Origin of the sequence: Mesorhizobium kowhaii (assembly GCF_003253745.1) — a bacterium.
In the GTDB taxonomy this organism is placed as follows: Bacteria; Pseudomonadota; Alphaproteobacteria; order Rhizobiales; family Rhizobiaceae; genus Mesorhizobium; species Mesorhizobium kowhaii.
Genome location: NZ_MZXV01000013.1, coordinates 503,669 through 524,803 on the forward strand (window position 1 = coordinate 503,669; position 21,135 = coordinate 524,803).

Annotated in this window: 21 protein-coding genes; 16 read left to right on the forward strand and 5 right to left on the reverse strand. The window is 62.7% G+C overall.

Annotated elements, in window-relative coordinates:
• Positions 1 to 79: 79 nt before the first annotated feature.
• Positions 80 to 1,090: a fumarylacetoacetate hydrolase family protein gene (locus tag B5V02_RS04870; RefSeq protein ID WP_245445687.1), complete on the reverse strand. Its 1,011-nt coding sequence runs from the start codon at positions 1,088 to 1,090 to the stop codon at positions 80 to 82.
• Between the two features lie 149 nt (positions 1,091 to 1,239).
• Between B5V02_RS04870 and B5V02_RS04875 the strand changes: the two genes are divergently transcribed.
• The 3 genes from B5V02_RS04875 to B5V02_RS04885 all read left to right on the forward strand — a co-directional run bounded on the left by B5V02_RS04875 (position 1,240) and on the right by B5V02_RS04885 (position 3,829).
• Complete coding sequence (locus B5V02_RS04875) at positions 1,240 to 1,989, forward strand: FCD domain-containing protein (RefSeq protein WP_167458369.1); 750 nt, start codon at positions 1,240 to 1,242, stop codon at positions 1,987 to 1,989.
• Positions 1,990 to 2,101: 112 nt separating this feature from the next.
• Positions 2,102 to 3,223: an alcohol dehydrogenase catalytic domain-containing protein gene (locus B5V02_RS04880; RefSeq protein ID WP_245445689.1), complete on the forward strand. Its 1,122-nt coding sequence runs from the start codon at positions 2,102 to 2,104 to the stop codon at positions 3,221 to 3,223.
• A gap of 63 nt (positions 3,224 to 3,286) precedes the next feature.
• Positions 3,287 to 3,829, forward strand: a complete 543-nt coding sequence (locus tag B5V02_RS04885) for a cupin domain-containing protein (RefSeq protein ID WP_111543068.1) — start codon at positions 3,287 to 3,289, stop codon at positions 3,827 to 3,829.
• 64 nt (positions 3,830 to 3,893) lie between these two features.
• Here B5V02_RS04885 and B5V02_RS04890 read toward each other — a convergent pair whose 3' ends face one another.
• On the reverse strand, positions 3,894 to 4,883 hold the full coding sequence (locus tag B5V02_RS04890) for a LysR family transcriptional regulator (protein ID WP_245445691.1): 990 nt from the start codon (positions 4,881 to 4,883) through the stop codon (positions 3,894 to 3,896).
• 68 nt (positions 4,884 to 4,951) lie between these two features.
• Between B5V02_RS04890 and B5V02_RS04895 the strand changes: the two genes are divergently transcribed.
• The 12 genes from B5V02_RS04895 (at position 4,952) to B5V02_RS04950 (ending at position 16,755) form a co-directional block, all read left to right on the forward strand.
• The gene (locus B5V02_RS04895; protein WP_111543070.1) at positions 4,952 to 6,133 is read left to right on the forward strand and encodes a cytochrome P450; all 1,182 of its coding nucleotides are present in this window, start codon (positions 4,952 to 4,954) and stop codon (positions 6,131 to 6,133) included.
• A gap of 11 nt (positions 6,134 to 6,144) precedes the next feature.
• The gene (locus tag B5V02_RS04900; protein ID WP_111543071.1) at positions 6,145 to 6,462 is read left to right on the forward strand and encodes a 2Fe-2S iron-sulfur cluster-binding protein; all 318 of its coding nucleotides are present in this window, start codon (positions 6,145 to 6,147) and stop codon (positions 6,460 to 6,462) included.
• Positions 6,463 to 6,477: 15 nt separating this feature from the next.
• A complete protein-coding gene (locus tag B5V02_RS04905; RefSeq protein WP_111543742.1) occupies positions 6,478 to 7,740 on the forward strand; it encodes an NAD(P)/FAD-dependent oxidoreductase in 1,263 nt (420 codons plus the stop codon).
• 362 nt (positions 7,741 to 8,102) lie between these two features.
• Positions 8,103 to 9,311, forward strand: a complete 1,209-nt coding sequence (locus tag B5V02_RS04910) for an amino acid ABC transporter substrate-binding protein (RefSeq protein WP_111543072.1) — start codon at positions 8,103 to 8,105, stop codon at positions 9,309 to 9,311.
• A 60-nt stretch (positions 9,312 to 9,371) separates the two neighbouring features.
• Positions 9,372 to 10,238, forward strand: a complete 867-nt coding sequence (locus tag B5V02_RS04915) for a branched-chain amino acid ABC transporter permease (protein WP_111543073.1) — start codon at positions 9,372 to 9,374, stop codon at positions 10,236 to 10,238.
• Complete coding sequence (locus B5V02_RS04920; RefSeq protein WP_245445693.1) at positions 10,235 to 11,206, forward strand: branched-chain amino acid ABC transporter permease; 972 nt, start codon at positions 10,235 to 10,237, stop codon at positions 11,204 to 11,206. Before B5V02_RS04915 ends, B5V02_RS04920 begins: the two co-directional genes overlap by 4 nt.
• Positions 11,203 to 11,934, forward strand: coding sequence for an ABC transporter ATP-binding protein (locus B5V02_RS04925; protein ID WP_111543074.1), 732 nt, complete (start codon positions 11,203 to 11,205; stop codon positions 11,932 to 11,934). The genes B5V02_RS04920 and B5V02_RS04925 overlap by 4 nt, the downstream gene beginning before the upstream one ends.
• Positions 11,927 to 12,643, forward strand: a complete 717-nt coding sequence (locus tag B5V02_RS04930; protein ID WP_111543075.1) for an ABC transporter ATP-binding protein — start codon at positions 11,927 to 11,929, stop codon at positions 12,641 to 12,643. Before B5V02_RS04925 ends, B5V02_RS04930 begins: the two co-directional genes overlap by 8 nt.
• Positions 12,644 to 12,694: 51 nt before the next feature.
• A complete protein-coding gene (locus B5V02_RS04935) occupies positions 12,695 to 13,693 on the forward strand; it encodes an SRPBCC family protein (protein WP_111543076.1) in 999 nt (332 codons plus the stop codon).
• Positions 13,694 to 13,768: 75 nt separating this feature from the next.
• The gene (locus B5V02_RS04940; protein WP_111543077.1) at positions 13,769 to 14,896 is read left to right on the forward strand and encodes an S-(hydroxymethyl)glutathione dehydrogenase/class III alcohol dehydrogenase; all 1,128 of its coding nucleotides are present in this window, start codon (positions 13,769 to 13,771) and stop codon (positions 14,894 to 14,896) included.
• 157 nt (positions 14,897 to 15,053) lie between these two features.
• Positions 15,054 to 15,908, forward strand: coding sequence for an S-formylglutathione hydrolase (gene fghA / locus B5V02_RS04945; RefSeq protein ID WP_111543078.1), 855 nt, complete (start codon positions 15,054 to 15,056; stop codon positions 15,906 to 15,908).
• A gap of 118 nt (positions 15,909 to 16,026) precedes the next feature.
• On the forward strand, positions 16,027 to 16,755 hold the full coding sequence (locus B5V02_RS04950; RefSeq protein ID WP_111543079.1) for an FCD domain-containing protein: 729 nt from the start codon (positions 16,027 to 16,029) through the stop codon (positions 16,753 to 16,755).
• Between the two features lie 153 nt (positions 16,756 to 16,908).
• On the opposite strand, the gene B5V02_RS04955 is transcribed toward B5V02_RS04950, so the two are convergent.
• A complete protein-coding gene (locus B5V02_RS04955; protein ID WP_245445695.1) occupies positions 16,909 to 17,574 on the reverse strand; it encodes a YceI family protein in 666 nt (221 codons plus the stop codon).
• Complete coding sequence (locus B5V02_RS04960) at positions 17,543 to 18,406, reverse strand: hypothetical protein (RefSeq protein WP_111543081.1); 864 nt, start codon at positions 18,404 to 18,406, stop codon at positions 17,543 to 17,545. Before B5V02_RS04960 ends, B5V02_RS04955 begins: the two co-directional genes overlap by 32 nt.
• A 268-nt stretch (positions 18,407 to 18,674) precedes the next feature.
• Here B5V02_RS04960 and B5V02_RS04965 point away from each other — a divergent pair, with 268 nt between their 5' ends.
• Entirely contained in the window at positions 18,675 to 19,601 is a 927-nt protein-coding gene (locus B5V02_RS04965) for an ABC transporter substrate-binding protein (protein ID WP_111543744.1), read from the forward strand.
• A 65-nt stretch (positions 19,602 to 19,666) separates the two neighbouring features.
• On the opposite strand, the gene B5V02_RS04970 is transcribed toward B5V02_RS04965, so the two are convergent.
• The gene (locus tag B5V02_RS04970; RefSeq protein ID WP_111543082.1) at positions 19,667 to 21,049 is read right to left on the reverse strand and encodes an aminomethyltransferase family protein; all 1,383 of its coding nucleotides are present in this window, start codon (positions 21,047 to 21,049) and stop codon (positions 19,667 to 19,669) included.
• Positions 21,050 to 21,135: the final 86 nt, after the last annotated feature.

Sequence of the window (21,135 nt, forward strand, 5' to 3'; positions counted from 1 at the left end):
GCATGGCCCTGGCGACCTCCTTAGAGCAAACTCAGCCCGGCGGCAACAATTTTCGAAAAAAAGATACTATTACGAAATATCAAAGGCAGCTGTCCGAGACTACCGTGTTTCGCAGCGTTCCAATGCCCTGGATCTCGATTTCGACCTCATCACCAGGAAAAAGGAACTCCGGCGGATTGCGGCTTCCGCCGAAGCCCGATGGCGTGCCCGAAACGATAACGTCGCCAGGGTCGAGCGGGGCGAAAGTCGAGATGTAGGAGATCAGCCAGGGGATGTCGAAGATCATGCGGTCGATCGCGATCGACTGCTTGGTCACGCCGTTGACCCTGCTCTCCAGAAGGAGCCGCGCCGGGTCCGGGATCTCGCGCGTACAGACCATCCACGGGCCGAACGCGCCGCTTTGGTAGAAGTTCTTCCCGGGCGTGAACTGGCTCGAGTGTTTCTGCCAGTCGCGTACGCTCCCCTCGTTGAAGCATGCATAGCCGGCGACGTACGCCATCGCTTCGGCGCGCGCGATCTTGTGCGCGCGGCGACCGATGATCACCGCCAGTTCGCCCTCGAGATCCAGCTTCTCGGAAATCGCCGGCTTCAAAATCGCGCCTCCATGCCCGATCTGTGCTTCAGCGTGCCGCGTGAACAGCAGCGGGAACTGCGGCGCCGGCTTGCCATCCTCGTGGAAGTTGGTGGCGACGCAGAAGATCTTGCCCGGGTTGGGAATCGGAGGGAGCAGGCCGACTTCGGCCAGCCGCAGGGTTTCGAGATCACGCTCGCTGGGTGCAAGGTCGGGAAACCGGCTACCGAGATAGGCTTTGAGATCCGGCGGCGCGCCGGGAACGGAATCCAGGCGCAGGATCGTTTCACCTTGGACGATTCCATAGCCGGCCCCGGAGTGATCAACGAAAGAAGCGAATTTCAATGGTTCACCCAATATCCTGGAATGCCCGGAAAGCGGGCGATTGCGGTTCGACGTAAACAAAATTTTCGAAAATATGCAAGCTGCTGGCTGTGAGAGGCGATCGGAAATCTGGTCGCATATCGGGTCGGAATGGCAATTCTCGCAGAATTTTTGGCTTTTCGGTGCGATCTTCATCAGAAAGCGGCGCTGCGGCGCTTAGCTGATGCGGCGCTCGGGATTTTCATCGAAAGAATTGATAATTTCGAAATAGTTGCTAGGGTGCGGCTTGGTCGCGTCGCCGCCCGGGCTGCCGAGACGGATGCAATGAGACGCGGAACAACCACGTGACAGAGACGAGCAGACGGAAAGGCGAAACCCGCGCCGGCGATGTCCTTCACCGCATGCGGCTGGACATTGTCGGTTGCGTGCTCGGGCCTGGAGAGAGACTGCGGTTCGAGGCGTTGCGGGATCGCTACGCGGTCAGCTTCTCGACCTTGCGCGAAGCCCTGTCCTGCCTCGTGGCGGAAGAACTGGTGCTGGCGCAAGGCCAGCGTGGCTTCATCGTCGCTCCCATATCCATAGATGACCTCAATGACCTTACCAATGTCCGGGTCCTCGTCGAACGGGAAGCGCTTCGGCGCGCCATGCTACGCGGTGACGATGCCTGGGAGGCGGCCATCATCGGGACCTTCCATCGCATGGAACGATTCCAGCAGCGCGTCGGCAACCAGTATTATCTCGACGAGGAATGGTCGGCGATCCATGGCGCCTTCCATTTGTCGCTTGTCAGCGCATGCCAGTCGCCCAATCTTCTGCAGATACGCGAGAAACTGTTCGCGCGTGCCCATCGCTACCGGCGCATGTCCTCGCAGTTCCGGACGAGATGGCGCGAGAAGGACGTCGAACACAAGGCGATCATGGAGACTGTGGTCGCCCGCGACGAAGGCGAGGCGCTCGCTCTCATCGACCGGCACATCCGGGAAACGAGCGAAAACGTGATCGAACATGCAGGCCATTTGTTTGCGCCGTCCAACGCCGGGTGGCTGCTTGAGCGCGACGACAGCGGTCGCGTTTCGAATGAAGTTACGAAATAAGCTTGATATTTCGAAAAAACTGTGCGACCACCGAGATGAACTCGGGAGGAGGCTCATTTGCGTGCCGAAAAGCTCGGCGTGCACTGGGTTGGAACGAAAGGGAGGTATCCACGTGACCGCAATTCCGGCGACGATGAAGGCTGCGCGCATGCATGAAGTGGGCGGCCAGCTCAAGATCGAAGAGGTGCCGCTTCCCAGACTTGGCTCGATGGACGTTCTCGTTCGGGTCTGCTCGTGCGGGATCGTTCCGAACCTGGCCAACATCCTGGCGATGTGGCCGACCTGGTTTCCCCACATGCCGCAGCCGCCGCTGCCAGCGATCTTCGGCCTCGACCCGGCCGGCGAGATCGCGGCGGTGGGCAGCCAGGTCCATAATCTGAAGCCCGGCGATCGCGTCTATGTCAATCCGGGGCGCTCCTGCGGCAGCTGCCGCCATTGCCGGCGCGGCGACACGATCTCTTGCCGCCACTATGCCTTCCAGGGCTATTTCGGCTTCAGTCACGACGCCCTGCAGACATTCCAAGACTACCCGGTCGGCGGCATTTCCGAGTACATGGCGGCGCCGGCATCAGCGATCGTGTCGCTTCCCGACAACATGAGTTTCGACCAGGCGGCAAGGCTCGGCTACATGGGTACCGGCTATTCCGCTCTGAAGAAGGCGCAGGTCGGCCCCGGCGACACAATTCTTGTCAACGGCATCTCCGGCACGCTCGGCATAGCGATCGCGGTCTTCGGTCCGTCCTTCGGGGTCAAGAAGATTCTCGGCACCGGTCGCGACAGGAAGCTGCTGAAGGAGATCGAAGCGCTTGCCCCCGGCATCATCGAGACGCATTCGCTGGAGGACGGAATGCCCGACGAATGGGCCCGTTCCAGGACGGCGCACGGCGAGGGGGTCGACGCCTTCATCGATTGCAACGGTCCCGGCACGTCGCACGAGCCGTTCCTGGCGGGCCTCAAGGCGCTGCGCCGCGGCGGTATCGCCGTCGACATTGGGGCCGTCATGGGCGCGGTTTCCATCGACGTGCACACGATGATGGATCGCAATCAGCGGCTCATCGGTTCCGCATGGCTGACGACCTCGGAGGGCCAGGAAATGGCTGACCTCGTCGGGATCGGCAAGGTCAACCTGGGTCTCCTGGAGACCCATGCGACGCCGATGGACATGGTCAACGAGGCCATTTCGGGCATCGCCGTGCGTCATGGCGGCTTCTCGAATTTCGTGATCCATCCGTAGTTGTATGCGATAGGGTATGCTGATACCAATTGGTATCTGAGTTATTCCTTGGGAGGATAAGACATGAGCACTCGCCGCGTCGTCACCGGAAAGAACGCCGCAGGAAAATCGATATTCATCAGCGACGGCGCCTCGCCGCGCGAGATGGCGCTGCGGCACACGCCCGGTTTCGTTTCTTCCCCGCAGTGGAAGGTCGACGGGACGCCGGATCTGGCCAAACCGGGCGGTGCCGATCCGATGGCGAGCGACAGCACGATGCTCGCTTCGGTCGGAGGCTCGGTGTTCTGGATGATCACCTTTCCGCCGGACAGTGTGATGATGTCGCCCGACTGGAAGCCTGAGCTGGCGGGTCCGGAGCATCTGAAGGCCGCGCCCGGCATCGCCGAGTGCTTCGAGATGGACAGTCCCGGCATGCACCAGACGCCGACGGTCGACTACGTGACCGTCGTCAAGGGCCGGCTTGTCCTCGAGCTCGACGACGGCAAGACCGTTGAGTTGAAGCAGGGCGATACGGTCGTGCAGCAGGGCGCGCGTCATGCCTGGCGCAATCCCTTCGACGAGCCGGTGACGGTTTCGGTCGTCATGCTCGGTGCGACTGCGGACTAGGCCGCGTCGCATACCCGCTCACCGGCACTCGATTGGGCGGCGCCGACTTTTTCTCTCTCCGGGCCTACTGTCGGCCCGGTAAGTGGTCGCCTCTTCCTGCCTCGTGCGCGTCCCCGCCGCCGAGGTTTTTCTCGGCGACCTCTGCCAGTATCTGGCGGGCCCAGCGGTGCAGGCCGGAGTGGTGTGTACGCTCGGTCCAGTAGATGTCGACCTGGATGAAGACGTCCATCGGGAAAGGGCGCAAAGCGAGCTTGTCCGACAGGCGACGCGCCAGCCGATACGGGATTGTCGCCACCAGCTCCGAGCCGGGAATAAGCCGCTCCAATATGTCGTGGCTCGACACGGTGACCTCCGGCTGCATCTCGATGCCCTTTGCGCGCAGCGCGGCGAAATAGAGGGCCTCCCAGCGTCCGTTATGCGTGACCGCGACATGCCGCGAGGCGCAGTAGCGGTCGAGCGTCAGCGTTCCCCGCGCCAGCGGGTGCGCCGGGTCCATGACGCAGGCGTAGTGATCAGTGAACAGTTTCCTGCGGTAGTAGATGTCGCCGAGGATCGCGACCGGTCCAAGCACGATGTCGCACGTGTTCTGCTTCAACTGCTGCTTGCCGTCGACAGCGGATTCGAAGATGTGGATCGTCGCTTTCGGCGCCTCCTTCTGCGCCCTGCGCACGAAGTCGGGAATGACGAACATGCGCTCGTGGTGGTTACAGGAGACCGTCACGCTTCCCTCGGCCGTGGCTGGGTCAAAACCCGACGGCGAAGAAAGCGCGGCCATCTGCTCAAGGATGCCGCGCGCCTGCTGGGCGAGCTGTTCGCCTTTGTCGGTTGCCACGATCGAATTGCCCTGGCGGACGAACAGCGGATCGTTGAAGGCCTTTCGCAGCCTTTTGATAGCGTAGCTTATGGTGGACTGGTTGACGCCGAGAAGTTGCGAGGCGTCGGAAAACGAGGCGCGGTCCTGCACGGCGACAAGCGTCTGCAGCGTGGCGAGGTCTACACTGGCAAGTTCGTCGGAGAGCATGACCTTCACCTCCATGCAAATTTTCGATGACATCTATTTAACCCATCGCATTGCTGAATACACGTCGATTTCGTACCTCGTCTGCCGACAGGGAGGAAATCATGAGCGAAGCCGTGAAAGTGGTCGACGACGTTGCGTTCGAAGAGCTGCTTGCCAATCCGTATCCGGTCTTCAAGCGCGTCCGCGACCTCGGGCCCGTCGTCAAGGTCGAGGCGGCCAACATCATGATGGTCACGCGCTTCGACGACATCATGGCCATCGAACGCGACCCCGAGACGTTTTCCTCCATCAATCCGCAGTCGCTGCTGAACACAGTGATCGGGCCGAATTTGATGCGCAAGGACGGCGATGACCATGCCCGCGAAAGGGTGGCGATGGATCCGAGCCTGCGGCCTGGCGTCGTCAAGCGGTGCTGGGCCGATTCCATGCGCGCCATTTGCGACGATGTCATCTCGCAGATCGAGCACAAGGGCGAGGCCGAACTTTTCGAGGAACTCGCCGCGCCGATCGCGGCACGCGCGCTGGCCGACATATTGGGTTTCGACGGCGTCGACTGGCAGACGATGGCGCTGTGGTCGCAGTCGCTGATCGACGGTTCCGGCAACTACTCGCACAACCCGGAGATCGCGCGAAAGGCGAGGGAGGCTGCCAGCGGCGTCGAGAGCGCCGTCGACAGGATGCTTCCCCATCATCGGGACAATCCAAATCCTTCGATGCTGTCATCGATGCTTCAGGCCGATCCTGCGCAGACGGTCGAGCAGATCTACGCCAACATCAAGGTCGCGATCGGGGGCGGGCTGAACGAGACCCGGGACTCGATCCTTACGCTGATCCTGGGCCTGCTGCAGAACCCGGACCAGTTCGCTCGCGTTCGCGCCGAGCCTTCTCTCTGGGGGCAGGCTTTCGAAGAAGCGGTGCGCTGGATTTCGCCGATCGGCATGTATCCTCGCCGCTTGACCCGCGACGTCGAGATCTCGGGCACGCTAGTCCGCAAGGGCGAGCAGGTGGGTCTATGCGTCGGCGCCGCCAATCACGACGACCGCCGTTTCAGCGATCCGGAGAAGTTCGATGTCTTCCGGGAAAAGAAGTCCCACCTGGCGTTCGGCGCCGGTTCGCATTTCTGCGCCGGCACGTGGGTGTCGCGCGCGCTGGTGAGCCAGATCGCCGTGCCGATGGTGTTCGAGCGGCTGCACAATCTCCGGCTCAAGGATCCGGAACTCGTCCGCGTCCGGGGCTGGGTGTTTCGTGGCCCCACGCACATGCCTGTTGTCTGGGACGCTTGAGGGAGAGAGCCATGCCAACGATCAGGTTCCTTTCCGCGGACGGCACGGAGTTCGCCGTTGAGGCCCAGAACGGCCGCACCTTGATGGAAACCGCGCTTGAAAACAGCGTTCCCGGCATCATCGCCGAATGCAACGGCTCGGCGGCCTGCGCCACATGCCATGTTGTGCTTCCCGAGGAAATCATGTTGGCGCTCGGACCCATCAGCGAGCATGAAAACGACATGCTGGACTTCGCCGAAGCGCCGCGCGAATCCGGAAGCCGGCTGAGCTGCCAGGTCAAGGTCAGCGATGCGCTGGACAATATTTCCGTCCGCGTTCCGGCCGCCTAGCGGTTGAGGCTGACCATGTCCCTTCACGCCGATCATCCCGCCGCGGCCGAGCCTGGCAACGAAACCAGGATCGTCATCGTTGGCGCCGGACAGGCCGGCCTGTCGACGGCAGAGAAGCTGCGGGCGAACGGCTTCGCGGGATCGATCACCCTGATCGGGGAAGAGCCGGATGCTCCCTACCAGCGTCCGCCGTTGTCGAAGGCCTATCTTCTGGGCGAACTTGAACGCGACCGGCTGAAGCTGAAAGCGGAGGACTGGTACGCAAAGAACCGGATCGCGTTGCGACTGGGAGCGCGCGTCGCATCCATCGACCGCGCCCGGCGGTGCGTATGTCTCGCCGATGGTGGCATGCTTGCCTACGATCGTCTGGTGCTCGCAACCGGAGCGACCGCCCGAAAGTTGCCGCAGGCGATTGCGCGCGGTCTTGCGGGTATCTTCACCATCCGAACGCTCGCCGACATCGATGGGTTGCGGCCGGCGCTTGAAAAGCAAGGCAAGCTCCTTGTCATCGGCGGCGGATATATCGGGCTCGAGATCGCCGCCGTCGCACGCGGGCTCGGCATGACGGTGGATGTGGTGGAAGCCGCCGATCGCCCGCTCGCGCGCGTGGCCTCGGCGCAAACCGCCACAGCGGTCGAGGCGCTCCACCGCTCCAGGGGCGTGGCGTTTCATCTCGGCAAATCGGTGAGCGAGTTGCTGGGCGCAGACCGGGTTGGCGGCGCCAGGCTCAGCGATGGCACGATCGTCACCGCCGACGTTGTCGTGGCGGGGATCGGCGGTATGCCGGAAACGGCGCTGGCGGCTGAGGCGGGTCTCGCAGTCGACAACGGCATCGCCGCCGACGCTTACGGGCGCACGGACGACCCGTTCATCTGGGCCGCAGGCGATTGCGCCAATTTTTCCTTGCCCGGAGGCAGGCTGCGGATGGAGAGCGTCGGCAACGCGATCGACAGCGCCGACCTGGTCGCCCGCAACATCATGGGCGCGCGCCAGCCCTACAGACCAAAGCCGTGGTTCTGGTCGGATCAGTTCGATCTCAAGCTGCAGATCGCCGGCCTGTCCCGGCCGGACGATACGGTGGTTGTCAGGCAGGGGGCGGGACCGGGACGGTCGCACTGGTACTACCGCGAAGGGCAGCTTGTCGCGGTCGATGGGCTGAATGCGCCGCGTGACTATCTGATCGGCAAGCGCCTCCTTGCCATGTCGGCCAGCCCCGATCCCGCTCAGGTCGCGGATCCGGTGCTGGCACTCGAGGCTCTGGCGAGCACTTCGAAATGAGGCTGCGCCCGGGCGGGGCGGCGGCATTCCATCCGCCTGAGGCAGACAAGTGGGACGAACCGGCGGACTTCTCGGCATTGACATTCTAAAGCGTATCTGCATACTATAAAGTATCTTAAATGATGCAGTGCGGGACCGGTTTTCCGCAGTGCGGCCAAATCAGCATCGTTCGGGGCCAACGTCGGCACCCGGGCCGACTGGGAATATCGTCACTAAGAGAAAATAACGAAAATATGTAAGTTTACGAAATTTGCTGGATCATCGGAGGAAAATGACCTAAGCAATTACGCTAGGGGATCGGTCGACCAACTCGCTGGGAGGCGAGGGGAGGCCAAAAACAACCAGAACTGGGAGGAATTTCGATGTTGCGACGCAGTTTCAACGTACTCATGCTTTCGGCGGCCTTGGCGGCCGGCACGTTCAGCGCGGCCTTTGCGCAGGACCCGGTCAGAATCGGTGTCAGCGCATCCAAGACCGGTCCGCTTGCGGGCGGCGCGTCAGGTGTGCTTTGGCCGAACATCAAGCTGTGGGCCGAGAAGGTGAACAAGGCCGGTGGCCTTAAGGTCGGCGATCAGATGCGGCCGATCGAGATCGTCGAATATGACGACAAGTCGTCGCCGGAAGAGGCGGTCAAGAACATCCAGCGTCTTGCCACCCAGGACCAGGTCGATCTGATCATTCCGCCCTATTCGACAGGCCTCAATCTCGCAACCGCTCCGCTGATCGCGAAGTATGGCTACCCTCAGGTCGTCTCCACCGGCAATGCCAACGATCTCGACCAATTCGTCAAGCGCTGGCCGAACACCTTTTGGCTGCTCGGCCCGGCGCAGGGCATCGCCGACGGCATCGTCGGCACGCTCAAGGATCTGCGCGACGCCGGCAAGATCGGCAACCGCGTCGCGGTGGTCAACGTTTCCGATGCCTTCGGCCTCGAGATGATCAAGACCGGCAAGCCCGCGCTCAAGCAGGCCGGCTTCGATATCGTCTATGAGACCTCCTATCCGCTCGGCAATCAGGACGTCGCTCCGGTGATCGCCAGCGCCAAGGCGGCCAATCCCGACGCCTTCATCGCCTATTCCTATCCGCCGGACACCTTCGCTCTCACCGAGCAGGCGCAGTTGCAGAAGCTCGACGTCAAGGCGTTCTTCGTCAGTGTCGGCGGCAATCTCGACGGATACGGAAAGCGCTTTGGTGCCGCAGCCAACGGCGTCCTGATCATGGGCGGCGTCAATGCGAGCGACCCCGTCTTCCAGGCCTATCGCAAGGAGCACCTCGCTGTGACCGGTCAGGAAGCCGACTGGTGGGCGAGCCCGGTGGCTTATGCCAGCCTGGAGATCCTGCAGCAGGCCGTCGAGCACGTCGGCAGCCTGGACAAGCAAGCGCTCAACAAGGAAATCCAGTCGGGCACCTTCAAGACCGTCATCGGCGATATCCACTTCGAGAACAACATCAACAACAACAACTGGACGGTGGGTCAGTGGAGCGATGGCGTCGTGCATGGCGTCAGGGCGACCGGTAACATCCAGGGTGCGCAGCCGCCGGTGCTCAAACCCGCCTGGCCCAGCAACTGATCCGATCCTCCCGGCGGCCTGGCGTCCTCTTGACGCCGGGCCCGTGACTGCGAGAGTACAATGCTCATCCTGCTGACAGGCCTGCTCCTTGGGGGCACCTACACGCTCATCGCGCTCGGGCTCACGCTCCAGTACGGCGTGGCGCGGATCATGAACCTTGCCAATGGCGAGACGCTCGTTGCCGCGTGCTTCGTCACCTTCTGGCTGTATACAGGCTTCGGGATCGATCCGCTCCTGGGCCTGCTGGTGATCGGCCCCGGCGCCTTCGTCGTCAACTGGCTGATCTATACCTGGCTGATGCAGCCCCTGGTGAAGCGGGCCAGCAATCGCGGCATGCTCGAGGTCGATTCCATCCTGGCGACCTTCGGGCTGCTGTTCCTGTTCCAGGGGCTGATGCTGCAGGCCTTCGGCGGGTCCTATTTCAACTACGAGTTCCTCGCCCAGCCATTTTCCATCATGGGCAACTCGTTCGGCCTGAACCGCGTCGTGGCCTTTGTCGCCGCCGCCGTGATCGCCACGGGTCTCTATGTCTTCCTTTACCACACCGACCGCGGCACGGCCGTTCGCGCCGTCGCCGTCGATCCGCGCGCCGCGCGGCTCGTTGCGATCGACGTGCGCAAGACCGCGGCCTTCGCCTTTGCGCTCGGAGGAGCGATCACGGCCTGCGCCGGCACGCTGCTGTCAACCTTCTACACGTTCAACACGTCTATGGGCGTGATCTTCACGATGAAGGCGCTGATCATCGTGATCATGGGCGGCGTTGGCGACGTTCGCGGTGCGGTTCTTGCCGCTCTCGTCCTGGGCGTGACCGAGACGCTCGTCGCCAGCCTGCTGGACCCCGGACTGACGCTGGCGGCCAACTACGCCCTGTTCATCGTCGTGCTGCTGTTCCGGCCGCAGGGCATATTCGGAAAGCGGCCGGCATGATGAACATCCCGCGCAACGAACTCCTGGCTCTTGGTGCCGGCCTTGCCGGCGCCGCTGTGCTGGCCTTTCTCCCCTTGGTCACCGAGGGCTTCTGGCTGTCGCTCAGCGTGAACATCATGCTCTATGCCGCCATATGCACGGCCTGGGCGCTCTTTTCCGGGCCGACGTACCTTGTCTCGCTGGCCAGCGCCGCCTTCTTCGGAGTCGGAACCTATTCGGTCGCGATCTTCATCGACGTCCTGCCTTTCCCTGCGCTTATCCTCATCGCGGTCGTCGCCGGCGCCTTGCTGGCCACATTGGTCGGATTGGCGACCCTCAGGCTCTCGGGGGTCTATTTCGTGATCTTCACCCTCGGCCTTGCCGAACTCCTCGGCCAGATCGTCACTTGGGTGCAGACCAATTTCGGCGGCACGATCGGGCTCTACGTCTTTACCGATTTCACCGAGACGCATCTCTACTGGATGCTGCTCGCGCTGACGGTGGTCGTGTTCGTCACCGGATGGCTCATCAACAGGTCGAGGCTGGGTCTCGCCTTGCGCATCATCGGCAATGACGAAGCCGTGGCGCGCCATGTCGGCGTCGACACCGCTCGCACTAGGGTCATCCTGTTCGCGGTCTCGGGGGCCTTCATTGCCGTAGCCGGCGCGATCATGGCGCCTCGCTACGGCTACATAACGCCGGACGCAGCGTTTAACCCGATGACGTCCTTCCTCGTGGTCATCATGGCGCTGCTCGGCGGCACCCGCCGCCTTTGGGGCCCCCTGGTCGGCGTCGTTCCTTTCACCGTGGTGATGGACTTTATCTCTGGCCACTTCCCGAACCAGACGGCGGTGATCATGGGACTCGCATTTCTGGCGATCGTCTATGTGCTTCCCGACGGCGTCACGGGCCAGTTGGAAACCCTGTTCCGTCGCCGCCGCTCCATCGACAAAAGCCTGCCGGCAACGACCGCCGAGGAGGGCAGATGAGCGTTCCTCTCCTGACCATCAATCGGGTACGCAAAGCCTTCGGCGGCCTTGTCGCCATCAACGACGTGAGCTTCGAAGTCACCAAAGGCGAACTGTTGGGACTGATCGGACCGAACGGCTCGGGCAAGACCACGATGCTCAACCTTATATCGGGGGCGCTATCGCCGACATCGGGCAATATCCTGCTGTCCGGTCAGAACATCGCCGGACGCCCGGCCCACAAGATCGCCCGCATCGGGGTCGCCCGAACCTTCCAGCTGGTGCGCGTCCTGCCGTCGATGAGCGCGCTGGAGAACGTCGTAGCCGGCGCCGTCTTCGGGCACAACAGGCTCTGGGGCGCCGAGGCGCTGGCGCTCGCCCGCGATCTGCTGGAGCGGGTCGGGTTGAAAGGTCGCGAGGAGGTTCCCGTCGCGGCGATGACCTACATCGACCAGAAGAGGATCGAGCTCGCCCGTGCGCTTGCGGGAAACCCGCATGTCCTGCTGCTCGACGAATGGCTCGCCGGCCTCAACCCGAGTGAGTTGAGGGTCGGCATAGAACTCATCCGTGAGATCAGCGAACAGGGCCGGACGATCATCATGGTCGAGCACGTGATGGATGCCATCCGTTCGCTTTGTACACGCTGCGTGGTCATGAATTCCGGCACGAAGATCGCCGATGGCAGATCGGCCGATGTCCTGGCCGACCCGGAGGTCGTCCGTGCCTATCTGGGAGACGACGATGCTTGAGGTGTCCAATCTCGGCGTCCGCTACGGACGGCACGTCGCGCTCGACGGTGTTTCCGCACGTGTTTCCAAGGGCGAGATCTGCGTCATCCTGGGCGCCAACGGCGCTGGAAAGTCCAGCTTCCTCGGCGCCGTCGCAGGGCTTGTCGGCACGGAGCCCGGCACAAGCATCGTCATGAACGGCAAGGATGTCACCAAACTCGACGCCCATCTGATGGTGGAGGAGGGGGTCGCGCTGGTTCCGGAAGGCCGCGGCATCTTTGGCGAACTCACCGTGGCCGAGAATTTGCGGCTTGGAAGTCATGCCAGGCGCGCGAAAGCCGATGCGGGCAAGATGCTCGACTTCGTCTACGGCCTGTTTCCCCGGCTTGCCGAACGCCCTCGCCAACTGGCGCAGACCATGTCCGGCGGCGAACAGCAGATGGTCGCGATCGGCAGGGCGCTGATGTCCAAGCCGGACATCCTGATGCTGGACGAGCCCTCCCTCGGGCTGTCGCCGCTGCTGTCCAAGGAGCTGTTCAAGTCACTGGCTATCATCGCCGGCGAAGGCTTCGGCATCCTGCTTGTCGAGCAGAACGCGCGGCTGAGCTTCAAGACTGCCGATCGCGGCTACCTGATCGAGACGGGAAGGATCGTCGGCGAGGACACGGCGCCGAACCTGCTCAACGACGCAAAGGTCATGAGCGCCTATCTTGGCGCCGTCGCGCATTAGCGCGCTGCCGCACCCCAAAACACAAATCTGGTCCAGGAATGAGGATGCTCCATGCGCTTGCTTGAAACCGAGATCGTCATCGACGCGCCGCCGCAGACCGTGTGGGCCGTGCTGGACGACATCGGGCGTTACCCCGAATGGAATCCGGCCTTGCCGGTGCTGCACGGACGCACGACCGTCGGTCAGCGTGTCGTCGGAACGCTGCGCCAGCCCAATGTTCCCGAGCGCGAGGTCACGCCGACCATCACCCGCATCGTGGGGGCGCGGGAACTGCGCTGGCTGAGCCAGGCGCCCGGCGGTGTGTTCAGCGCGGAGCACATCTTCATCCTGGGGCCGACCGAGAATGGCGGCACGCGGGTGCGCCACAACGAGGTCTTCGACGGCCCGATGGCAGACGAGCGCTGGCCTAGCATCGATACCAATCTGCGAACGGCCTATCACGACTTGAACCGCGCGCTGAAGGCACGCGCGGAAGCGTTGCGCGACCAGACGGTCGAGCTACACCCGGCCGTCGAGCGGGATATATCGGCTGCGCCGGTCGGCGCATTCACCGCGCGCTGCAAGTGTACCAGCGAGCCGGTGGAGATAACGGTGGATCAGGCCGTGGCGCACAATCATCTGTGCGGCTGTTCGAAATGCTGGAAGCCTGCCGGAGCCGCCTTCGCGCAGATCGCGGTCGTGCCGGCGGGCTGCGTCAAGGTGAAGGCGCATGGCAGCAAACTCGAGGCCGTGGACGCCACCCAGAAGATCGAACGCCACCGCTGCAGATCCTGCGGGACGCATATGGTCGGCAAGGTGTCCGATCCGGATCACCATTTCTACGGCCTCGAATTCGTGCATCCCGAACTGGCGACGGATGGGCACCAGCCGAAGATCGAGTTCGCGGCCTTTGTGTCTTCGCTCGTCGAGACCGGGACCCCGGCGACCAGCATGGCCAGCGTGCGCGGCGCACTGGTCCAGGCCGGGATTCCCGCCTATGACGCGTTCTCGCCGGAACTGATGGACATCATCGCCTGGCACAAGGTGAAGCTCGCGAAGGCGGCCGGCTAGCAACGGCCTCGCCGCGAACTCTGGAGAACCGGCCTGCAGTCGTGGGCCGATGCTGATCGAAATTGGAGAACACGCATGAAAACCCGCGCCGCTGTCGCTGTCGCCGCCGGAAAACCGCTGGAGATCATGGAGGTCGACCTCGATGGTCCGCGCGATGGCGAGGTGCTGGTCGAGATCAAGGCGACCGGCATCTGCCACACCGACGAGTTCACGCTTTCGGGCGCCGATCCAGAGGGTCTGTTTCCGGCCATCCTTGGCCATGAGGGCGCCGGCGTTGTCGTCGATGTCGGCAAGGGCGTCACTTCGGTCAAGAAGGGCGACCACGTCATCCCGCTCTACACGCCGGAATGCCGCCAGTGCCCGTCCTGCCTGTCCAGAAAAACCAATCTGTGCACGGCGATCCGCGCCACGCAGGGCCAGGGTCTGATGCCCGACGGTTCGTCGCGCTTCTCGATCGGCAAGGACAAGATCTTCCACTATATGGGCTGCTCGACCTTCTCCAACTTCACCGTGCTGCCCGAGATCGCGCTGGCCAAGGTCAACCCGGACGCGCCCTTCGACAAGATCTGCTACATCGGCTGCGGCGTCACCACCGGCATCGGTGCGGTCATCAATACGGCCAAGGTCGAGCAAGGCGCGACGGCGGTGGTCTTCGGCCTCGGCGGCATCGGCCTCAATGTCATCCAGGGCCTGAAACTTGCCGGCGCCGACATGATCATCGGCGTCGATTTGAACAACGACAAGAAGGCCTGGGGCGAGAAGTTCGGCATGACGCATTTCGTCAACCCGAAGGAGATCGACGGCGATGTGGTGCCGCATCTGGTCAACATGACCAAGCGCGGCGCCGACCAGATCGGCGGCGCCGACTACACCTTCGACTGCACCGGTAGCACCAAGGTGATGCGCCAGGCGCTGGAAGCCTCACACCGCGGCTGGGGCAAGTCGGTCGTCATCGGCGTTGCCGGCGCCGGCCAGGAGATCTCGACGCGGCCGTTCCAGCTCGTTACCGGGCGTACCTGGATGGGCACCGCCTTTGGCGGCGCACGCGGCCGCACCGATGTGCCGAAGATTGTCGACTGGTACATGGACGGCAAGATCCAGATCGACCCGATGATCACCCACACGCTGAAGTTCGAGGACATCAACAAGGGTTTTGACCTCATGCATGCCGGTGAGAGCATTCGCAGCGTCGTGGTCTACTGATCGGTATGAGCCACACGCCGCGCTGAAAGCTCTATGATCGGCGGAAGCCACACGGGCGTTCCGGAATGCCCGTTGGTCGGTCCACCAAGCTTGCTGCAATCACAAACGCTGCGGTAGATACACCGGCCATGGTTGGCGTTTGGCGGAGAAGGAACACATGCCAGAACAGATGAAGCCGATTTCCGCCGCCAAATCACATGGCGGTATCCAGGGTGTCTATTCCCACGCTTCGGATGCCTGCGCCTGCGAAATGACGTTTGCCGTTTTCGTGCCACCTCAGGCGGCGCAAGGTCCGCTGCCCGTCGTCTGGTACCTGTCAGGATTGACCTGCACCCATGCCAACGTGATGGACAAGGGCGAGTACAGGCGCATGGCCGCCGAACTCGGCCTGATCGTCGTTTGCCCTGATACCAGTCCGCGCGGGGCCGACGTTCCGGATGAAAAAGACAACTGGCAGTTCGGCAACGGTGCAGGCTTCTATGTCGATGCAACGCAAGAGCCCTACGCCGGGAACTATCGCATGTATTCCTATGTCACCGAGGAATTGCCGGCGTTGATCGCACGGGAATTTCCCGCCGACATGACGCGCCAGGCGATCTTCGGCCATTCGATGGGCGGGCATGGCGCACTGACGATTGCGCTGAAGAATCCCGCCCGCTTCCGAAGCTGCTCGGCGTTCGCGCCGATCGTGCATCCGACCACCGCCGGCTGGTCGAGGCCGGCGTTCGAAAAATATCTCGGCGGCGACGAGGCGGCATGGCGCGGGCATGATGCCTGCGCGCTCGTCGAGGACGGTGCGCGCTTCCCGGAATTCCTGGTCGACCAGGGCACGGCCGATGGGTTTTTGCAGGACGGTCTGCGGCCGTGGCTGTTCCAGGAGGCGTGCGACCGGGCGGGCATCAGGCTCGTCCTGCGCATGCAGGAGGGCTACGATCACTCCTACTTCTTCATTTCGACCTTCATGGACGATCATCTGCGCTGGCATGCCGAGAGGCTGTTGTCCGACCGCTAAGACCTACGCCCTGTTGCTCACCCGCCGGACGGCGGTACCCGTACCCTCAGGGCGACAGGTTTGATTATTTCGAAAATCCGCAGTAATCTCCGCGCTAATTCAATGCGGAGTCGTATGCATGAGCACCACCCTCAGGCCTGCCGGTGAGACACGCGCCGGGGATGTGTTGGCGCGCATGCGGAGCGATATCATCAGCTGCGCCTTGAAGCCGGGAACCAAGCTGCGCTTCGAAACGCTGAAGGAGCTGTATGAAGTAAGCTTCTCCACCTTGCGCGAGGCCCTCTCGCGGTTGGTTGCCGAAGGTCTGGTTGTGGCGGAGGGGCAGCGCGGTTTCCTGGTCGCGCCGGTCTCGCTCTTTGATCTCAACGATCTGACCGATGTTCGCGTGCTCATCGAACGGCAGTGCATCAGGCTGGCGATCGATCGTGGCGACGATCGCTGGGAGGCCGACATTATGGCCAACTTCCATCGGATGGATCGCCTGCAAAGCCGGCTCGGCGCGAGCTACTATCTCTCCGACGACTGGGCCGCGTTGCATGGCGCGTTCCACTTTTCCCTGGTCGTTGCATGTGGGTCGCCAAATCTGCTGGAAATCCGGCAGAAGCTCTTCGAGCGCGCCCACCGCTACCGCAGGATGTCCTCGCAGTTTCGCCCGCAATGGCGGGCAAAGGACGTCGAGCACAAGATGATCATGGATCGGGTGATCGCCCGCGACACGGCCACGGCACAGGATCTGGTTGAGCGGCATATCCGCGAGACGACCGAGAATGTCATTGCTCATGCAAGCCACCTTTTTGCGCAAGGTGGCGATTCTTTCGGGCGAAGGGATCCCGTGGCGGCGGAATAGGCCACTGAACGTTTCATCGGGCGCGATACACCGACGAGAGTTTCTCAATTGGCCGGAAGGAGGCGGACCGCGCCAATGCGCTTCGCTTCCTGCCATTGCGCGGAATCGAGGTACCCGGCAGGCTTGTTGCCTGCCGGGTACGTCACCGCTGGCCTACGAACGGGCACGCCCTTCAACTTGAACAACGAGGCTCACATCGTCGCCGATCATTCCTAGCGCGGCTTTCATGCCGAAGTCGCTGCGTTTGATCGAAGCGCGAGCGCTGAAGCCGACGACGTGGCTCTTGTCCCACGGGTTTTGGCCTTCCTTGTTGAAGGTGACGTCCAGCGTGACGGGTTTCGTGACGCCGGCGATGGTTAGATCGCCGGCGATCGTGCCGGACTTGGCGTCGACCGCCTTGAATTCGTGCCCGACAAAGGTGATCTGGGGGAACTCCGTTGCATTGAACCAGTCCGCGCCCTGGATGTCGCTATCCCGCTGGCTATTGTTGGTCGAGATCCCCGCAACTTTCACCGCAACATCGAGGCTGCTTTCCGTCGGCTTTGTCGCGTCGAACTGGAACGAGCCCGAGAATTCCTTCGCGATTCCGATCACCTGCGAGAAGCCGAGATGATCGATGAAGAATGCGATCCCTGAATGCACGGGATCAATATCGAATGTCCCGGCCGCCGCTCTTTCGGCGGTCAGCGGCAGCCAGGCGATGGTAGCGGCAAGCAAGGTGGTGCGCAGTAACTTCGACATGGTTGTAGTTCCTCCCTGTTGATGGTTTTGACAGTCCTTTCCCGGGTCATACCGGGAAGCTTGAGCCGTACCGCGCAATCACAGTCGCCACGGATGCACCGACAGACAGCAGGCACATCCCGACAAATGCGGCGAGTTGAACGACCTTGTTCGTGGCGCGGACCCGGCGCAGGATCGGATCGACGACAAAAGGCGTGACAAAGACCAAGGTGAGCACGGCGAGCGCCAGCATGTCGGTCTTGCGCGTGATCAGCGTGACGGTTTGCGCGGCCGCGATCATGCCCCCTGCTCCCCCAAGAAGGGATGCGGAGCGAAATCCGAAGTTCGGATTTGAAATGTTGGCGGCGACAATGGCCGCGATGGCGGCTGCAAAAAGCAGGCTGAGCTGGAAGCTCGAGGACGACGCTCCCAACAGCGCGATCGGCGCGAATCCGGCGCATGCAATGCCGAGCAGTGTGGCGCGCCTCGTGCCAGATTCGTCCTCGGACTGACCTGTTCCACGGGAAAGGCCATACATCACCAGCAGGCCCCATAGCGCAGCCGCCGCCACTTCTAGGAGCGCATCGGGCAGCCGAGCCGTTCCAATGTACGCGGCAGACGCGATCGGTTGGGCAAGGACGAGTGCACGACCCAGCCCGCCGCGGCCGGCGGCCTCGACCAGGACACCGAGCGCCGTTCCGATCACGGCCACGAAGAAGATCTTGTTGACCGCGCCCACGGGCGGAAAGGACGGCACCTTGTTGTAGGCGAGCCAGTAGGCGACCAGGAAGGAGGCCGGCACCAGGAGGTCTGTCCAGACCCGCCCGGCGCGCAGCCAGCGCAGCAGTCCAGCAGCGACAAGCGCCAGCAAACCCAGCACAGCCATGCCCAGGATCAGCGCTTCCTGTGGCGATCGCGCGAGGCCGCTCATGTCAGAAGTCCGTCAATGCTTCGAACCGCCGGCCGTCGGCAATACTCTTGGTAATGTGCATACGTCCTCCCTCTCGGCTTGATGTTGCATCAGCCGATTCACCGATCGATATATTGACATACCAATTGTTCTTTAGATACCAATTAGTATCTCGATCTGATATGCCTGTCAATGTGAATGGCGCCAAGGTCGCAGTAGCGACCCACATCTCGCCATACAGATGAGCAAGCCGGTGCTCGCGCCGGACGTTTCAAGGGAGGACATCGTCATGACCAATCTGGAACCCGCCGGCCCAGTCGATCTTCGGCTCGCGGGCGGCGCGCAGGGGTTCAACTGGCTCCCCGTCTTCGTTGCCGACGAACAGGGCCTTTTCGAAAAGCACGGCATCCGCATCGTCTACAAGCGGATGGGCAGTGTCGAAAAGGCAACCACGGCCGTTCTCGAAGGCGAAGCGGACCTGGCGATCACGCCGCCGGAAGGCGCCGTCGCAGACTTCGTCAGGGGAGGAGAGTTGCGTATCGTGGCAGCCAACGCCGTGCGCCTGCCGATGTCCATCGTGGCGCGCTCGGGCATCAACTCGCTCGCCGAGCTGAGGGGGAAAAGGATCGGCACCTCCTCGCTGACGGAGGGGACTGCGATCTACACGCAGGTCATGCTGGCCGCGGAAGGGCTGCACTATCCCGGCGACTATGAGTTTGCCTTGGCCGGCATTCATACGAAGCGGTGGGAGGCGCTCCAGGCGGGCGATATCGACTGCGCTCCGCAGCCCGCGCCGTGGAACTTCCTCGCGCAGGACCAGGGCTACAGCCTGCTCGGGGAGGTCTGCGCCGCTATCCCCGAGATCGTCTTCACCGCCATCATCGGAAAGGCTCCCTGGCTCGGCGCGAACCGCGATGTGGTGACCAGCTTCCTCAAGGCGCTGATCGAGGCGCATGCGGTCACCAACGAGGCGGCCAACCAAGGTATTACCCTGCCGATCTTCCAGCGCATCACCACGCCCGACAGTGGATCCCTGGCGCGGCGGGGGCTGGAATACATGCGCGGCATGGGCATGTGGCCGCAAGGCCTTGCCGTGTCGGACAGGGCGCTCAAGACGACGATCGACCTGATGGTCAGGGCGAACCTGCTCGACAAGTCGAAGCGCGAGGCGGCTGAAGGCGTCTTCGACAGGCGCTATCTGGAGGGCGCCGCCTGATCAGCAGTGGGCGGCGAAATCTTCGATCCGTGCGCGGCCAGCCGTCAGGCGACGATGCCCAGGCGTCAATGCTTGCCGGTCTTGATCACCTTTTCGAAGTAGGGTGCCGGTGCAACCTTCGCCCTGATCTCGCGCAACTGGTGCTTCTCTACCGTGTTGCGGCGCGAATCAGGCTCGCCCCACACAAGCGTGACTTCGGTTCCCGGTTGTGCATGCTCGATTTCGACAAGCCCCAGCGAGATAAAGCGGTTGGCGTTTGCCGTGAAAGACGGCCAGGTCGAGATCCCCGCAACCTTGTCCTTCTTCATGACGGCATCGACCTGGAATGTGGCGTACATGGGCATCGGCATGTTGAGGAACTTGGCGGGGGTGCCGTTGGCCGGGAAGATGGAGTCCTGCATCACGGCGGCCGCATCCTCGTCGTTCCACTCAAGCGTCACCTTCGTGCGGCGCTGGTTGTTCGCCCTCTCCAGCAAGGCGTCGCGGCCGATGAAGTCGCGGCCGAAGTCGATCACGTTCCTGTAGCCGAGCTCGATCGGGTCGACATAGTAGTCCGTGATGTCGTCCGACACGAAACTGCCGCCGAGTGAGGCGACCGCCTCCAGGAAGTAGTTGTTCAGCCACTCGCGGTAGGGCTTCATGTCATCGCTGTGATAGATGGCCGGCAGCGGCATCGGCACCCAGCCGGACTCCTGTGCAGTGGTCGAGTAGGCAAGGGCGCCGATCTTGCGCATCCCGTATTTCTCGCCGGTCTTCTCCAGCGCCTCGCGCACCGCCTGCTGGTCGTCCCAGGCCCCGTAGATCTCGAATCCGGGTTCGCCGGCCATGCCGTGCCGGAGGGCACGGACGGATTTGCCTGCAATCTGGAACTCGCCGATGTTGAAGAACTTGATCTCCGGCAGGCCGCCGCCGCTCGCCTCGCGCATCAGCGCAAGGGCGTTCGGCCCCTGGATCTGGACGCGGAACACCTCGCGTGTGCCGGAGCGGATCGAGAAATTGTCGTCCTTTTTCGCCTCGACATCATAGTTGCTCTTCTCCGCATTGTAGAGCACCCAGTCGCTTGCGAAGGGAGCGCCGACGATGCGAAAGAAGTCCTCGGCCTCACGGAAGATGATGGCGTCGGCGATGTAGAACCCGTCGTGGCCCGCCAGCACGAGCTGTTTGGCGCGCAGGACCGGGAACGGGTCGAACTTGTTGACAGCGATCTCCGAGAGGAAGGGGATGACCTGCGACCCGCGCAGGTGCAGTTCAGTCATGTGGTAGGACTGCTCGAGCAGCGCGCAGCTATCCTTCCACGCACGCACTTCGTCGCGCCAGTTCGTGAACTCGGGCGGAATGACGGGAAAGCGGTAGGGCCCGAGGTTGGAGCCGCGGAGCAGGTTTACCGGTCCTCCCGCTGCCTCCAAGATGCTCTCGAGGCTCTTCGGTGCCTCATTCGTCATTGCCATGTCACTTCCTCCATTTTGTCTTCGCTATTTCACTTGGCGGCCCGGCTGGTGACACGGGCTTTAGCGAGTTTCACCTGAAAACCAGG